The organism is Halobellus salinus, from assembly GCF_014646875.1.
Classification (GTDB): Archaea; Halobacteriota; Halobacteria; order Halobacteriales; family Haloferacaceae; genus Haloquadratum; species Haloquadratum salinum.
Map to the genome: position 1 here is coordinate 13,414 of NZ_BMOC01000013.1, position 14,309 is coordinate 27,722.

17 protein-coding genes and 1 other RNA gene are annotated in these 14,309 nt (G+C 67.6%); 6 read left to right on the forward strand and 12 right to left on the reverse strand.

The window, feature by feature from the left end:
- Positions 1 to 67: 67 nt before the first annotated feature.
- The 5 genes from IEX72_RS10410 to IEX72_RS10430 form a co-directional block, all read right to left on the reverse strand.
- Complete coding sequence (locus IEX72_RS10410; RefSeq protein WP_188787324.1) at positions 68 to 859, reverse strand: DUF5803 family protein; 792 nt, start codon at positions 857 to 859, stop codon at positions 68 to 70.
- Between the two features lie 46 nt (positions 860 to 905).
- Positions 906 to 1,583, reverse strand: coding sequence for a DUF2110 family protein (locus IEX72_RS10415; RefSeq protein WP_188787325.1), 678 nt, complete (start codon positions 1,581 to 1,583; stop codon positions 906 to 908).
- Entirely contained in the window at positions 1,583 to 2,113 is a 531-nt protein-coding gene (locus IEX72_RS10420; RefSeq protein WP_188787326.1) for a transcription factor, read from the reverse strand. The genes IEX72_RS10415 and IEX72_RS10420 overlap by 1 nt, the downstream gene beginning before the upstream one ends.
- A gap of 128 nt (positions 2,114 to 2,241) precedes the next feature.
- On the reverse strand, positions 2,242 to 2,787 hold the full coding sequence (locus IEX72_RS10425; RefSeq protein WP_188787327.1) for a GNAT family N-acetyltransferase: 546 nt from the start codon (positions 2,785 to 2,787) through the stop codon (positions 2,242 to 2,244).
- A gap of 108 nt (positions 2,788 to 2,895) precedes the next feature.
- Positions 2,896 to 3,450 carry a tRNA (cytidine(56)-2'-O)-methyltransferase gene (locus tag IEX72_RS10430; protein WP_188787328.1) on the reverse strand — a complete coding sequence of 185 codons (555 nt, stop codon included), beginning with the start codon at positions 3,448 to 3,450 and terminating at the stop codon, positions 2,896 to 2,898.
- Positions 3,451 to 3,556: 106 nt separating this feature from the next.
- Here IEX72_RS10430 and IEX72_RS10435 point away from each other — a divergent pair, with 106 nt between their 5' ends.
- Positions 3,557 to 4,390 carry a DUF2797 domain-containing protein gene (locus IEX72_RS10435; protein ID WP_188787329.1) on the forward strand — a complete coding sequence of 278 codons (834 nt, stop codon included), beginning with the start codon at positions 3,557 to 3,559 and terminating at the stop codon, positions 4,388 to 4,390.
- 116 nt (positions 4,391 to 4,506) lie between these two features.
- Positions 4,507 to 5,805, forward strand: a complete 1,299-nt coding sequence (locus IEX72_RS10440) for a DUF4382 domain-containing protein (RefSeq protein WP_188787330.1) — start codon at positions 4,507 to 4,509, stop codon at positions 5,803 to 5,805.
- 46 nt (positions 5,806 to 5,851) lie between these two features.
- Here IEX72_RS10440 and ffs read toward each other — a convergent pair.
- Both ffs and IEX72_RS10450 read right to left on the reverse strand, forming a co-directional pair.
- Positions 5,852 to 6,162: signal recognition particle sRNA (gene ffs, locus IEX72_RS10445), an RNA gene on the reverse strand.
- Positions 6,163 to 6,259: 97 nt separating this feature from the next.
- Positions 6,260 to 6,676: a DUF7548 family protein gene (locus tag IEX72_RS10450; RefSeq protein WP_188787331.1), complete on the reverse strand. Its 417-nt coding sequence runs from the start codon at positions 6,674 to 6,676 to the stop codon at positions 6,260 to 6,262.
- Between the two features lie 111 nt (positions 6,677 to 6,787).
- On the opposite strand from IEX72_RS10450, the gene IEX72_RS10455 reads away from it, so the two are divergent.
- From IEX72_RS10455 to IEX72_RS10465, 3 genes are all read left to right on the forward strand, one after another.
- Positions 6,788 to 7,942, forward strand: coding sequence for a thiolase family protein (locus IEX72_RS10455; protein WP_188787332.1), 1,155 nt, complete (start codon positions 6,788 to 6,790; stop codon positions 7,940 to 7,942).
- 65 nt (positions 7,943 to 8,007) lie between these two features.
- A complete protein-coding gene (locus IEX72_RS10460; RefSeq protein ID WP_229663818.1) occupies positions 8,008 to 8,364 on the forward strand; it encodes an OB-fold domain-containing protein in 357 nt (118 codons plus the stop codon).
- Between the two features lie 57 nt (positions 8,365 to 8,421).
- Positions 8,422 to 9,450: an aldo/keto reductase gene (locus IEX72_RS10465; protein WP_188787334.1), complete on the forward strand. Its 1,029-nt coding sequence runs from the start codon at positions 8,422 to 8,424 to the stop codon at positions 9,448 to 9,450.
- A 27-nt stretch (positions 9,451 to 9,477) separates the two neighbouring features.
- Here the strand turns inward: IEX72_RS10465 and IEX72_RS10470 are convergent, their stop codons facing one another.
- The 3 genes from IEX72_RS10470 to IEX72_RS10480 form a co-directional block, all read right to left on the reverse strand.
- The gene (locus IEX72_RS10470; RefSeq protein ID WP_188787335.1) at positions 9,478 to 9,708 is read right to left on the reverse strand and encodes a SelT/SelW/SelH family protein; all 231 of its coding nucleotides are present in this window, start codon (positions 9,706 to 9,708) and stop codon (positions 9,478 to 9,480) included.
- Positions 9,709 to 9,782: 74 nt separating this feature from the next.
- Entirely contained in the window at positions 9,783 to 10,448 is a 666-nt protein-coding gene (locus IEX72_RS10475) for a DUF7546 family protein (protein WP_188787336.1), read from the reverse strand.
- A gap of 1 nt (position 10,449) precedes the next feature.
- Positions 10,450 to 11,874, reverse strand: coding sequence for a heme o synthase (locus IEX72_RS10480; RefSeq protein ID WP_188787337.1), 1,425 nt, complete (start codon positions 11,872 to 11,874; stop codon positions 10,450 to 10,452).
- Between the two features lie 136 nt (positions 11,875 to 12,010).
- Between IEX72_RS10480 and coxB the strand changes: the two genes are divergently transcribed.
- Entirely contained in the window at positions 12,011 to 12,727 is a 717-nt protein-coding gene (gene coxB, locus IEX72_RS10485; protein WP_188787338.1) for a cytochrome c oxidase subunit II, read from the forward strand.
- A 218-nt stretch (positions 12,728 to 12,945) separates the two neighbouring features.
- Here the strand turns inward: coxB and IEX72_RS10490 are convergent, their stop codons facing one another.
- Both IEX72_RS10490 and IEX72_RS10495 read right to left on the reverse strand, forming a co-directional pair.
- Entirely contained in the window at positions 12,946 to 13,434 is a 489-nt protein-coding gene (locus IEX72_RS10490; protein WP_188787339.1) for an adenylyltransferase/cytidyltransferase family protein, read from the reverse strand.
- Positions 13,431 to 13,943 carry a Mov34/MPN/PAD-1 family protein gene (locus tag IEX72_RS10495; RefSeq protein ID WP_188787340.1) on the reverse strand — a complete coding sequence of 171 codons (513 nt, stop codon included), beginning with the start codon at positions 13,941 to 13,943 and terminating at the stop codon, positions 13,431 to 13,433. The genes IEX72_RS10490 and IEX72_RS10495 overlap by 4 nt, the downstream gene beginning before the upstream one ends.
- Positions 13,944 to 14,309 lie beyond the last annotated feature (366 nt).

The following is a 14,309-nucleotide window of genomic DNA, read 5'->3' on the forward strand; positions in this document are numbered from 1 at the left end:
AGTTATCAGAAACGGTAACGTGAACTCCGTCGGCGTTCGGCCAACGCAGTGCGGGTGCTGTGGAGGCTCACCCCGGGCCCGGAGGGTCGTCGTCGGTGTCGGTGTCGGTGTCGGTGTCTCCCCCCACCTCCAGCCGCCGTTTCCGGAGGCGTTCGATCTGCCGACGCCGGTAGAGCAGCCCGCCGATCCCGACGAGGACGATCGCGCCGAGCACCCCAGCGAAGATGTAGAGGTCACGGCCGAGGTAGTACCGCACCGAGATGGTGTCGGCCGTCACCGGCTCCGCCCACACGATCCGGACACGCCCGCGGTCGTCACGGACGACCTCGTGGTTCCCCGGCGACACCTGCCCGAAGATCGGGAACTCGATCTCGCGGTCCGCAGGCAACACGACCTCGTAGGTCCCGTCAACGTACGTGGGGAGGGTGAACCGCTTCGGTGTGCCGCCGCTCGTGAACGCGAGGGTTCCGTTTTCCGGGGCGTCCGGCGGGAGTTCGACGACCGTCTCGTCTCTGGTCTCGCGCACCTCGCCTCCGCGCTCGCGGAGTTCGCTCCCCGTGATGACTGTGCCGTCGGGGTAGCGGTACCGGACCGCCTCGACAGAAAGTGGGTTGGACCCACCGAGGCCGTCGCGGCGGAACAGGTCGATCGTCGACTGGTTGATCTCCATCACCGCCCGGAACTGGGTGTTCTCCTGGACTGTGATGTGGGCTGTCCGGTTGGACTCCCACTCGTAGGGCTCGGCGGGGTCGCTGTCGAGGGTCTCCTCGCCGACCGGGCCGGTGCCGATGCCGAGACAGCCGCTCGTGACGGCGAGCAACGCCAGACAACCCGCTGCGAGAAGGAGTCGCCGGTTCATACGCGACCTTGGGGGTTCGGACTCATATGGTTCGTGGCCGCGCGCGTCACGTCAAGACGCACTTCAGTTCCGACCGGAGGTGCGGGCCGATGCTGGCGAGCAGCCCCGGAGGGTCGGTGTCCGCGGGACAGACGATGCTCTGTTCCAACAGCCCCAGCCGCTCGACGGTCACGATGTCGTCGGCGTGGCCGGCGCGATTGACCGTCGCCCGCACGCGGCCTCGGGTCGCGCTGTTGACGTTCACTCGGCCGCTGCCCTCGCCCCGCGTCCACTCGTAGAGCCGATCCCGGGTCGCGTCGGCCAGCCGGGAGGGCTCGCCGTAGACGAACCGCAGCGGGGTGTGTTGGACGATCCCGAACCGGTCGCGGATCTGTCCGGGCGTCCCGGTTCCGAGCCCGAGTTCCGCCGCGGGGATCCGGACCCGAGTGCCGTTGCCGACGTCCAGCAGCCATCCGTCGTCGTCCCACGCGTCGAGGGTTCCCACGTAGGTTTCGCCGGGCTCGAACGCCGTGCCGACCTCCCCCCACGACTCGGCGAGGGCGTTGCCGGCGGCGGTGGCGTCCGCACCCGAGAGCTCGACCGCCACGAAGTCGTCGTCCCGGACGTCGATCTCCCACTCGACGGCGAGGTCACCGATCTCGTTGTCGACGAGGGAGTCGAACCCCTGGATCGCACGGCCGCGTGCGTCGCCGCCGACGTAACACTTGGTTGCGAGGACAACCATCAGTCGTCACGACCCACGTCGACGTTGAGTTCGTCCCGAAGCTCCGCGATCCGCCGTTCCATGGCGTTGACCATGTCGTCGTTCTCCATCGGCTCCAGCGGGGCCCCGGTCTCGGGGCACTGAAAGCCCTGCTCCATCGCCTCGGAGAACTCGAACCGGATGCCTGCGGGCTCCGAAAGGTAAAATTCGTGGGTCTGTTCGTACTCCAAGCGCTCTTCGAGCGCCTCAAGCAGCCGGTCCATCTCCTCGCGGAGGTTCTCGGGGATGTTCTCGTAGTGGAACGTCCAGAGGTAGGTCAGCCACCCGGAGTCCTCGTCGCGGACCCGGCGGTACTCCGCGAGGTCGTTCTCGTAGAGAATAAACAGCGCGCGCCGAACGTCGTTGAGCTCCAGCCCCAACTCCTCGGCGAGTTCCTCGTCGGTCACCTCGCCGTCCGGTGGGGCCGCCGCAACCGGCATCCCCGTCGGTCCGACCAGTTCGTGGAGGTATTTCTGGATGACAGGGTCGTTCAGCAGCTCCTCAAAAGCCATTACGTACGTGTGCGCCGCTCACTCGTTTTAAAGTTGCGGAAGCCGGAGGATCCGTACGGCAGACGGCGCGCGGGGTGTGAGCGAGCCCCCCTGCTCGACGCGACGGTTGTGTCGTCAGGACACTGCCGTCAGAGTCGACGGGACATCCGGTGTGCGGTCCCCATAGGATTGATCACCGAGAAGCCTGCGCGGGTGTAGAACCGCTGGATATCCCGCTTCCAGGACTCGACGGAGAGCCACACGTACCCGACGCCTTCGTGCCTCGCGTGGCCCAACCCGACGGCCATCAGCCTGGTTCCGATCCCGGCGTGTTGGAACTCCTGGTGAACGAAGATCGCGAGTTCGTGCCGCCCAGTGCCGTCGGGGACGAAACTGATGTGCCCCACCGGCCGGTCGCCGTCGAGCGCGACGACGTTCACGCCCGCCAGCAGGCCGGTGAGCCACTCGCGGACCGCATCGGCGGCGAGCGGGGGCGTTCCCTGGGCTCGCTGTGCGGGGTCGAACGTCGTGTACATCCGGACGAGGCCCTCGAAATCCTCGGGGTGATACGGACGGAGGATGATCTCCCGTTCGGCACCGTCGACGAACGTTTCCGGCGGACGGACGGGCGTGATGCGGGTCGGTCGGATACGACCGAAGAGCCGTCCGAACGCCCGGCGGATCGTCTCGATCACTCGGGGACCCTCTTACAGGGGTGTCGTGGCAGAGGAACTTAAATGTAGATCGGAGATCAGGTTGTGGGACCGGCCGTCCGCGCGATAGGGACCGGTCTCCGGCCCCGCTCACGACTCGTCGGCCGCGCCGTCGCCGTCGACCACGCGCTTGCCGCTCGCCTGCGGGACCACCCGGTTTTCTGCGTCTTCCCACTCCTGCGCCAGCTCCCGGCCCTCGAACAGCCGATCCAGGAAGACCGCCAACCCTGCGACCTCCGAGTGGGGTTGGTTGGTGACCGCGACGTTCCAGTCGGCCGCGTCGTACACCTCGAAGGGCACTTTCTCGCCGCCGACCACGATCAACAGCGGCTCCGACCGGTGGCGCTGCCGGATGTCGCCCGCGACGTCTTGGACCCGTTCGCCGTACATCGTGAGGTGGACCACGGCCCCCGACCACCGGTCGATGGTGGCGTCCAACTCCGCGGTCTGCTCAACCTCGAAGGGGCCACCGAACCGGTCGGTGATGTCGGCGACAGTCGCCCGGGATTGGCTGGCGTTGTCCGGGAGGATCACGCGGTCAGCGCCGAGCGCCCGGGCGGTGAGTCCGACGTGGGTCGTCATCCGGTCGTCCCGGCCGGGGCGGTGGCCGTACCGGAGGACGGCCACCTCTGGTTCCTCGTGCATACCCCGACACACTCGGGGCGTGCGGTAATGGGCTTCGGAACGTGCGGACGACGACCATCTCGTCGCGGAGCGGTACGGCTTTGCGTCCCGGCCGCCATATCCGAGTGTGCAGATCGTCGGGTACGACACGTCGGAGCCTGGGGTGCTCGTGAGCCACGCGTCGCGTGGGTCCGACAGCGATATCCGCGGGCCGGCCGACGCCACGGGCAACGGGGCCGGGATCGCCGACCCCGACGCCCCAACTGAGGTGGCGTTCGTGCCGCTCGAACCCGGCACGGACCTCGAATACGCGCTCGGGGACCGCCACTGCGCGGGCACCCTCACCGACTCGGGCCACGTTCCGTGCGCGGAGCCGACCGCACCGCAGTGCCCGCAGCACCGCTCGACGTGGGTGTGCGCCAAGTGCACGGGGACGTGTCTGAAAGACGAAATGGACTGTGTCGAGCCCCACGTGGTCTACCTCGCCGCCTTCGCCCCGGACACGTTCAAAGTCGGCGTGACGAAGGAGTGGCGGCTCGAAACCCGGCTCCGCGAGCAGGGCGCCGACCGGGGCGCGCGGGTGACGACAGTTCCGGACGGCCGGATCGCCCGGGAGCGGGAGGCCGAGATCGCCGGCACTGTTCCGGACCGGGTCCGCGTGCCGGCGAAGCGCGCGGGCCTCCACCGATCGGTCGACGTCGACGCGTGGGCGGATCTGCTCTCGTCGTACGACGTCGCCGACAGCGATCGCTACACGTTCGACTACGGGCTCGACCTCCGGGATCGGCCCGTGGCGGAGACCATCGGCGCCGGGACGGTCCGCGGGGCCAAGGGGCGGTTGGTGGTCCTGGATCGTGCGGGCACCACGTACGCGGTCGATCTTCGGAACCTCGTCGGCCACAGGGTCACACAGGGGACGACAAGCCGGGATCTCCAGGCGAGCCTCAGCGCGTGGGAGTGATCGGACGCCTCTCGCCGGTCCGCGGCGCGAACACCGCTCAACCCGGCGAAAACCGGACTAATTCGGCGTGACGGACTGGCGTTTATATACCGAACGAGACCGTCGTGACGGACGCAATGAACAGAAACGCGCTCGCTGCCGCCCTGGTGGCGGGGCTGGTGGTGCTCGCTGGCTGTTCCAGCGGGTTCACCGGGTCGCCCGACGGGACAGCAACCGGGGAATCCGCACTCAACGGAGAGACGGCCGCCGAGGAGATCGAGGCGGAGACCGGGACGCTGAACATGTATATCAGCGACGAGCAGAACGCGATCGATGAGTTCGAGCACCTCAACGTCACCATCACCCGTGTGGGCGTGAAGCCCGCGGGCGACGACAGTGCGGATAACGACGCCGACGACGGTGACGACCGCGACACCGACGCCGACGATACCGACGCCAACGACACGACTGAAGACGACGACAGCAACGAAACCGCAGACGACGGCAACGAGACCGCGGACGACACGAACACGACCGAGTCCGGTGAGGTCGAAACCGAGACTCCTGAGGCCGAGGACGGAGCAGACGACGAGGACGACTCCGACGAGGCGGACGACGAGGACGACTCCGACGAGGCTGACGACGAGGACGACTCCGACGAGGCTGACGACGAGGACGACTCGGAAGACGACGATGGCAAGTGGGTCGAGTACGAGGTCGACAACCGGCCCGTCGACCTGACCCAACTGAAGGGCGCAAACGCCACCAAGCTCTCGTCGCTGGATGTGCCGAACGGCAGCTACGAGAAGGTGTTCGTCTACGTCTCCGACGTGAACGGGACGCTGAACGACGGGACCGACCAGCGCGTGAAGCTTCCGAGCGGGAAGCTCCAGTTGAACTCCGCGTTCACCGTCGGTGACGGCGAGGAGGTCGACTTCGTCTTCGATATCACCGCGGTGAAGGCCGGCAACAGCGGGAAGTACATCCTCAAGCCGGTGATCTCCGAATCCGGGACCGACGTGGAGATCGACGATGTCGACGAGCGCGACGACGATGAGGACCACGAACGCGCGGACGAAAAAGAACGCGGCGACGAGCGCGACACGGACCTGAACGCCAGTTTCGACAGCAACGTCACCGCGGGGGAGGGCGTGACACTGAGCGTCACCAGCGACGGTGATCCCCTCGAGGACGCGACCGTCTTCGTCGGCGGCGAGCGCGCCGGGACGACCGGCGCGAACGGCACCTACGCGATCCGGGTTCCCGACGACGCCGAGGAACTCGAAGTCGGGATCATTCACGAGGGAAGCGAGACGGAACTGGAAGTCGAACTCGGCGACGAGTCCGACAGCGACGGGACTGATGACGAGTCCGACGGTCCCCCGGAGGAAACCGCGACCACAAACCGGTCACAACAGCGGTTAGCCGTCGGCTAACCGACGGGACCGTCGCTCGCGGTTTTCTATCGAGACCGAGTATGAGTGGTGGACGACGGGATTGCCCGGCGTTCCGACACGGGGAATCCCGGGTGCCTCCTCCACCCCGCGATCCTCCGAGCGACGAACGTTCGTCGGTCCGCTGCTCGCTTCCGCGCCTGACGGACTGCCGACGACGAATCACCTCGGACCGGCCCTGCGGCCGGCGTCGGTGAACCGCCGCCCCCGAAGGACGAGGTTTCGACGTTGGCTTCCGGGGCCCGCACCGGTCTGTCCGGACGCCTCCGCGTTCGGTCCCCGCTGAAGGCCAAAGATGCGGGTGAGGAGCAGGGCCTAGCTGCCCGACCTAGTCCGCGCTGAGATATGCCGCACCGACATAAGGGGCTTTCGACTTCTCGACCCCCCGGATCGCAGGACACCGGGCGGGTCCCCCCGCTCGGGCGGTGGCGCTGCGTCACGGGAGCGTTGACATTGCGTACCCGCCGGCGGCCAGCGTGGCGAGCGCCGCGCCGGCGACGACAACCCACCGGTGGGACTCGATCCAGGCGTACTCCGACGGGAAACTGAAAATAACGGTCGGGTCGATCGAGACGGCCCACAACACCGCAAACAGCACCATCGACACCCCCGAGACGGCCGCGACCCCGGCCAGCGTCTGGGGGTCCGACCGGCCCTGTGCGCCGGCGAGAAATACTACGATATTCACCAGCGCGAGCACGCCAACGATCGAGACCCCCAACGGGCCGGACGCGTAGTACGCCGCGACGGCGTTGCCGGGGGCGGACACGAAAGCCGCCGGCACGAAAACCACGCCCGCGAGCAGGAGACACGCGGCCGCGCCCAGCCGCGGTGTGAAAGAGTCCAGGTCCATACCGAACCTCGGCCCGGCGGGTGTGTAAGCGCTTCGAGAGTCGGCCACCGGGTGCGGGTGGGGGACGCCCGGAAGGGAAACCGGTAAACCACACGTCTCCCCTTCTGGGGTATGGAGCGCGTAGCGATCATCGGCGCGTCGATGACCCAGTTCGGGCAGCGCGACGCCTGGATCCGCGAACTGCTCGCGGAGGCCGGCAGCGCATGTCTGGACGACGCCGGCGTCGCCGCCGACGCGGTCAAGCACCTGTACGTCTCGAACATGGCGAGCGGGGAGTTCGAGGGACAGACCGGCGTTCCGAACGCCCTCGCACACGACCTCGCGGCGGTGCCGGCGTACACCGCCCGCATCGACCAGACGTCCGCGTCGGGCGGTGCTGGCGTCTACGCCGCGTGGCAGTCGGTGGCGTCGGGTGCCTCGGATATGACCCTGCTCGTCGGCGGCGAGCGGATGACACACAAGACGACCGCCGAGGCCACCGACGTCATCGCGTCGCTGACCCACCCCGCGGAGTACAAACACGGTGTCACCCTCCCCTCCTTTGCGGGGTTGACGGCGAGACACTACCTCGAAACCTACGACGCTCCCAGGGAGGCGCTGGGTCGGGTCGCTGTCAAAAACCACAGCAACGGCGTCGACAACCCCCACGCCCAGTTCCAGAAGGAGGTCGACCTCGACACCGTCCTGGAGTCGCCGATTGTGGCCGATCCCCTCCGGCTCTACGACTTCTGCCCGATCACCGACGGGTCGGCGGGACTGCTGTTGTGCCCCGAGTCGGTCGCCCGCGAGTACACCGACGAGTACGCGGTCGTCTCCGGGATCGGCGGCGCGACCGACACCCACGTGGTTCACGAACGCGCCGACCCGACGACGATGGGCGGCGTCGTCAACTCCTCGGAGGAGGCCTACCGGATGGCTGACGTCGGTCCCGACGACGTCGACGTGGCGGAACTCCACGACATGTTCACCATCCTCGAGTTCCTCCAGTCGGAGGACCTCGGGTTCTTCGAGAAGGGCGAGGGGTGGAAGGCAGTCGAGGCGGGCGTCACCGACCGCGACGGCGACCTCCCGATCAACACGTCCGGCGGGTTGAAGTCCAAGGGCCACCCGCTCGGCGCGTCCGGCGTCGCACAGGTGTACGAGGTCTACAAGCAGGTTCTCGGCGACGCCGGCGCCCGGCAGGTCGACGCCGGGACGGGGTTGGCGTGCAACGTCGGCGGGTTCGGGAACTGCGTGACCACGACCATCCTGGAGGGAGCGGTATGACTGAAGACGGGAGCGGTGCGGCCGGATCGGACGCCGCCGACACGGGGGACGACACGACGCCGACGATGGACGCCGCCCGCTACCCGGACGGCAGCCTCACGCATCCACCCCACCCGGTCGGACCCGGCGGGAAAGAACCCGTCGGAACGGTCGACCTGAGCGACTACACGGCCGAGGTGGTCACCTGGACGACGTCGACCGCGACCCCACCGGGCGTCAGAGAGCCGAACACCCTCGCGATCGTGGAGTTCGATGTTGACGGCGAACCGGTTCGGGCGATCGGCCAGGTCACCACCGAAGCTGTCGAAACCGGCGACAGGGTGCGGCCGGTCTACTGCGAGGAGCTTCGAGACCCCGATGCCGGGATCAGAGCGCCCGACAGCCAGGCGTGGGACGGGTTCCGGTTCGAGCCGGTGGCGTAGTCGACGCCGCGGCTCCGCGACACACACGCTTTTAGTTTCGCTCTGAGTCAACCCGGTATGAGCCTTGACTACCGGCGACTCGGATCGACGGGCACCACGGTATCGGAACTCTGCTTCGGCACCTGGCGGTTCGGTCGCGAGACCGACGGCACGGTCGAAACCACGAAGCAGGACGCCCACCGCCTGTTGGACGCCTTCGCCGACGCCGGCGGCAGCTTCATCGACACCGCCAACGTCTACGGCGACCCCAACGGCCGCAGCGAGTCGTGGATCGGCGACTGGCTCGCCGACCGCGATCGCGCCGACTACGTGCTGGCGTCGAAGGTCTACTTCGGGTTCGACCCCGACAACCCCAACGGGTCGGGACTGTCGCGGACGCACGTCAGAAACCAGATCCAGGGCACCCTGGATCGGCTCGGAACCGACTACCTCGACCTCTACTACATCCACCGGTGGGACGACGAGACCCCAATAGAGGAGACGCTTGCGACCCTCGATCAGTTGGTCGAGGAAGGAACGGTCAACTACCTCGGCGCGTCGACGATGGCGGCCTGGAAGCTCGCGAAGGCGCTGTGGAAGTCGGACGTCCACGACTGGGAGCGCTTCGAGGTCACCCAACCGCTGTTCCACGCCGGCTACTACGAAGACGTGAAGGAGTATCTCGACGTCTGTGGTGACCAGGAACTGGCGGTCTGCCCGTACTCCCCGCTGGCGGGCGGGTTCCTCACCGGGAAGTACGAACGCGCCGACCCCGACGACCCCGAACGGGTCGTCGCCCCCGACGGCTCCCGTGGATCGCTCGACGACCAGTTCGGCGACTACTACCTCTCCGAACGCGGGTGGCACGTCCTCGATGCGATCAGAGCGGTCGCCGACGAGGAGGACGCCACCCCCGCACAGGTGGCGCTCCGGTGGCTGATGGAGTACCCAGACGCGACCGTGATTCCCATCGTCGGCGCACGGACGGTCGACCAACTCAACGAGAACGTCGCGGCCGCCGAGGTGGATCTCTCACAGGACCAGTGGGACCGGATCTTCGAGGCCCGCTACAACGACAATGGAAAACGGTTCGGCCACCGAGACTGACCCGGCGATCCGCCTTCGGAGCGGCGCTTAGACCGACTGTTTCACACAGCGGGTGATCGCGTCAACGTCGTAGTCGTCGGCGGCTTTGTCCCAGACTACGTCACCGTCGACGGCAACCGTCAGGACGCCGCGGTCGCCGGTCACCAAGGCGACGCGGTCCAGTCGGTCACCGAACTGTTCGAGCAGCGCGTGTTGGATCTTCTCGGCGCGCTCCAGGAACCCACAGGGGACGCAGTATTCGATCTCGACGGTTGGCATCGTCTCCGTATTGGTGACGACTCGTGTTAAATCTGCGTCCAGTCGCCGGAGTGTGTCACCCGTACTCTCCCCGGCTAGTCGCCGCCGACCGACGGCCGCCAGTACAGCAGCCCGACGGTCACCAGAAACACCGCCGTCGAAAGGTCGTAAGAAAAGCCCAACGCGGCGGTCGCGACCGCCGACCCCCCGCCAACCACGCCGGTCGCGACGGAGGCGACCACCGGCCACGTACACGAGACACACGAGAGAAGCCCAAAAAGGCCGGAAACGGCGGATCCAGCCGCGTCGATGAACGTGGCGTAGACCAGATACGAGAGCCCCACATAGCCGACGACGCGAGCGGGGACAAGCCCCACGACCACGTACGGCGTCGTGAGCACTGGTGCAGGACCCCACCCGGGCGGCAGCGGCACCAGGCGAATCCCCCACGTGGCCCCCGCCCCCGTCTCGGGGAAAGTGAGGAGGCCGCCGGCGACCGCAAGTGCGGCGAAGTAGCCGACGGCGGCCGCGGCCGCCCGACGCCGCGTCCGGTCGTCAGTCGTCGCGGGAGCGGTCTTCCAGACGGTAATGAGCCCGATAAACACCCATAGGAGCCCGTAGACGACGTACCGGGGTTCCGGGGCCGTGACGCCCCCAAATAGCATGTACGCGACCGCGAGGAGCACCAGCGTGTTCGCGACGATCGCGCCGTGCAACAGCGTGTGGATGTCGACCCGCGAGCGGAGTGACACGGCCGCCATATCACACCACCAGCGTATCGACGACGACCGCAAGCAGCAGCGCGCCGAGGTAGGCGTTCGACGCGTGGAACGACCGAAACGCCGCCCGCTCGGTCTGCTCATAATGGAGTTGGACCGCGAAATAGAGGAACGCGGCGCCGAAGCCGACGCTCGTGAGCGCGTACAGCGCCCCGAGCGCCTCCATCGACGCCAAGGCGCCGGCCGCCACGAGCGTCGCGGCGAGGTACCACAGAATCTGTTTTCGCGTTTCGGTCTCGCCGCGGACCACCGGCATCATAGGGAACCCGCCGCGCTCGTAGTCGTCTTTATACGCCAGCGCGAGGTTGTAGAAATGCGCCGGCGTCCACAGGAAGATGACCGCCGCGAGTCCCAGCCCCGCGAGTCCGATCTCGCCGGCGACCGCGACCCACCCGATCAGCGCCGGCAACGCCCCCGCAGCGCCGCCGAGGACAGTATTCTGTACGGTGTTAGGCTTGAGCAGCAGGGTGTACACGACACTGTAGAAGACGATCGCCGCGAGGCCGAGCACGGCAGCCAGCAGGTTCACCCACGCGAACAACGCGAGCGACCCGGTCGCGAGGACGACCCCGAACGCGAGCGCGTTCCGGACCGGGACGATGTCGGTCGCGAGCGGCCGGTCGTTCGTCCGCTGCATCCGGCGGTCGATGTCGCGCTCGAAAACGTGGTTGAACGTGCCGGACGCCCCGATCGAGAGCACCCCGCCGCCGAGCGTGGCGAGGACGACACCGACGGTCAACCCCCCGGTGGTGGTCGCCGCCAGCGCCATCCCCGCGGCCGCGACCAGACATAGCAGCCACATGAGCCGGGGCTTCGTCAACCGGAGGTACGCCGTTGCGGTCTCGGCGACTCCGGCAGTGTCGTGCGAGGATGCGGTTGACGGCGCGGTTGCGGTCGGTTCGCCGTTCGCCGGGGCCGGCGGGTTGAGGTCGATGTCCTCGTTGGGACGGTCGGTGGGGTCGCCTGTCGCCCGTTCGAGCGCCCACGCCAGCGCCACAACTAAGCCGGCGAAGATGGCCAGCCCGACGGTCAGGTGGGCCGCAGACAGCGTCGGTGTTACACCGCCGACAGCGACGAACGCCCCCAGCCCCGCCTGGACGGGGTAGAGCACGCCTGCGACCGTCATTGCACCCAACACCCGGTGGTCGATTCCGGCACGGACGCCCGCAACGAGCGCCGCGAGGCCGAGCAGGCCGACGACGACCGCCGCGATCCGGTGACCGATCGCGAGCCACCCGGCGGGCGTCGCGGGTGTTGTCCACCCATCGCCGCAGACAGGCCACGCCGCACACGCCGCAGCGGCGTCGGTCAGCGCTGTTGTCACTCCGACCAGAAGCAGGAGGTAGACCCCGATGGCCGTTGCCGCGAGCAGGCCGTGGAACCGATCGTGGGAGGGAGTCGATGCCACGTGAATCACCTGTCGGGCGTTGGGAACCACCGTACTTAGGCCCGCCGCTTCCGCCGTCGGCCGGCGGCTGGGGTGGGCGGTCGCGGGGTCGGCAGAGACGGCACATATTTACGTTGCTCTTTCTAAGCCCGGATTGATGCGAAAAACGCGCCTGGCACTCGGTTCGTTGCTCGCCGCGGTGGTGGTAGGCCTCTCTGCGGATCCGGTCGCCGCCCAGCCGTCCGCCAGCGCGGAGCTTATAAACGGCCTCAACGTGAAGTTGCTGTGGATTGCGATCCCCATCACCCTCCTGGTCGAGGGGATCCTGATCTACACGGTCGTGAAGTTCCGGAACAACGACGACCCGTCGCCGACCAAGGAGAACCGTCGACTGGAGATCACCTGGACGATCGCGACCGCGGTCATCCTGCTCTTCGTCGGGGTCGCCTCCTACGGCGTGCTCGCAGACCAGAACGTCGCGGGCCCGCCGCAGGCCGAAGACGCCTCGGGCGAACCGGTGGTCGTCCACGCGGAAGCGTTCCAGTGGGGGTGGGAGATGTCCTACCCCGAAGCCGGAAACTTCTCGACCGGCACGGAGATCGTCGTCCCGAAGGACCGGCCGGTCGTGTTCGAGATCACCTCACGCGACGTGATACACGGGTTCCACGCGCCTCAACTGGGACTCAAACAGGACGCGCTTCCGAACCAAGTGAACACCATCCGGACGGTCCCCTACGAGGAGGGCACCTACCAGGGCTACTGCTCGGAGTACTGTGGGGTGTCGCACTCCCAGATGTACTTCACAATCGAGGTCGTCTCTCAGGAGGAGTACCAGGGGTGGCTCGACGAACAGCAGAGCGCCAGTGAGGAGTAGCGCATACGCTCTCTGTTGAATCGGTCTCCGGCGTCACGTGCCTGAATCGGTCTCCGACGTCACGTGCTTGAATCGGTCTCCGACGTCACGTGCTTGAATCGGTCTCCGACGTCACGTGCTTGAATCGGTCTCCGACGTCACGTGCTTGAATCGGTCTCCGGCACCACATACGAGATACACCCGCTTCGGGTGTTCGTTCTGGCGTCTGTGAAACTCGACTACCGGGTGTCGGGCTCGGATGCCGCCCCACCGGCGCCCGCTGCCGGGCCGGCGTCAGCGCCTCGCTCCGCGAGGATCCGGTCGACGATCCGACCGGTCGAGAGGAGTTCGTCGCCGTAGTCTGGTTCTCGGGCGGACGCGCGCGTCACCTCACAGTCGATGTTCCGTGACCCGAGCGCGTTGCGGACGGCGTCGGCGTCGTGGTGTTGGTCGTGCCCCAGCACGATCACGTCGGGATCGATCCGCTCGATCGGGACGAAGATGTCCTCGGGGTGGCCGAGGTGGGCTTCGGTCACGGCTTCGAGCGCGTCAACGACGTCCCTGCGCTGCCGGCCGTCAAGAACCGGGCCAGTCTTGTGCGTGACGTTGTCCCGACGGGCGACGATGACATGGAGTTCCTCGCCCAACCCAGCGGCCTCCGAGAGGTAGTGGACGTGACCCGGGTGGACGATGTCGAACGTGCCCTGAGCGACGACCCGGCGAGTCACCGGCTGGAGCCTCCGGCGTAGCCGCCGCCCGTGTAGTCCAGATCGAGGTCGGCTTCGGTGAAGTCGAAGAAGTCCTCGGGGTCCGGCAGGTCGATATCGAGGACCGCAAGCTCGCGGACGTCGCCGTCCTGGTCGAACGCTCGCCAGTCGGTCAGCCCGTAGGGGTGGCCGAGGATGATGTGGGCTGTGCCGTTACCGAAGGTGTCGAGGTCGGCGTCGCTGGGGCGGAGGACGCCGTTGGGGTGAGAGTGAATCGACCCCACGGTCCGGCGGTCGTTCGGGATCATGTTCGAGTCGACGGTGGCGCTCGTCGGGTTCGAGCGCGTGCCCGGGACGATCAAGACCTCCGTGATCACGGTCCCGGACCGGTCGAGGTCGAAGTTGCGGGCGTCCTCACCGCGCAGAAAGCCCATATACTCGTCTGGGTGGGTCTCTTGGGAGGCCTCCCGTGCGAAGTTGAGGGCGTCGGCGGCGATCCCGAGGACTTCACTCGACCCGAAGAGTCGCATACTCGGTGGTCGGGTTCGGTGGGTTCTAAGCGTTCCGGTCGCGCTAACGGGACCGCGCGTACGGGGCTGTACTCGGCAGGGGCAGCGCCGCGACGACTCCGGGCGTTGCCCCGTTGTCGGCCCGATCGACTCGTTTCAGTCGTCTACTGGCGCCCGTTTCGACGAGTCTGCCGGCTCGGTCGGTCGTGTGTAGGGAAACGATAGCCGGCCAGAAAGCCGCCCTCGAGCGGGAGTCCCGCGAGTCGGGCGGGACTGGAGGTCCCGCCGGAAGCCGGCGCGGAGCGCCGGCGATGGAACGAGCAGGACATCGATGGACGCGAGGGTCCATCGGGACTAGACGGGGCCGCGCTCCCAGTGGCTTCGGCG

Bases quoted from the DNA above. Each gene is read 5' to 3' on its own strand.
- IEX72_RS10475 (WP_188787336.1), bottom strand. From the start codon at position 10,448: ATGGCGGCCGTGTCACTCCGCTCGCGGGTCGACATCCACACGCTGTTG.
- coxB (WP_188787338.1), top strand. From the start codon at position 12,011: ATGCGAAAAACGCGCCTGGCACTCGGTTCGTTGCTCGCCGCGGTGGTG.
- IEX72_RS10460 (WP_229663818.1), top strand. From the start codon at position 8,008: ATGGACGCCGCCCGCTACCCGGACGGCAGCCTCACGCATCCACCCCAC.
- IEX72_RS10470 (WP_188787335.1), bottom strand. From the start codon at position 9,708: ATGCCAACCGTCGAGATCGAATACTGCGTCCCCTGTGGGTTCCTGGAG.
- IEX72_RS10430 (WP_188787328.1), bottom strand. From the start codon at position 3,450: ATGCACGAGGAACCAGAGGTGGCCGTCCTCCGGTACGGCCACCGCCCC.
- IEX72_RS10440 (WP_188787330.1), top strand. From the start codon at position 4,507: ATGAACAGAAACGCGCTCGCTGCCGCCCTGGTGGCGGGGCTGGTGGTG.
- IEX72_RS10450 (WP_188787331.1), bottom strand. From the start codon at position 6,676: ATGGACCTGGACTCTTTCACACCGCGGCTGGGCGCGGCCGCGTGTCTC.
- IEX72_RS10420 (WP_188787326.1), bottom strand. From the start codon at position 2,113: ATGGCTTTTGAGGAGCTGCTGAACGACCCTGTCATCCAGAAATACCTC.
- IEX72_RS10465 (WP_188787334.1), top strand. From the start codon at position 8,422: ATGAGCCTTGACTACCGGCGACTCGGATCGACGGGCACCACGGTATCG.
- IEX72_RS10410 (WP_188787324.1), bottom strand. From the start codon at position 859: ATGAACCGGCGACTCCTTCTCGCAGCGGGTTGTCTGGCGTTGCTCGCC.
- IEX72_RS10455 (WP_188787332.1), top strand. From the start codon at position 6,788: ATGGAGCGCGTAGCGATCATCGGCGCGTCGATGACCCAGTTCGGGCAG.
- IEX72_RS10495 (WP_188787340.1), bottom strand. From the start codon at position 13,943: ATGCGACTCTTCGGGTCGAGTGAAGTCCTCGGGATCGCCGCCGACGCC.
- IEX72_RS10415 (WP_188787325.1), bottom strand. From the start codon at position 1,583: ATGGTTGTCCTCGCAACCAAGTGTTACGTCGGCGGCGACGCACGCGGC.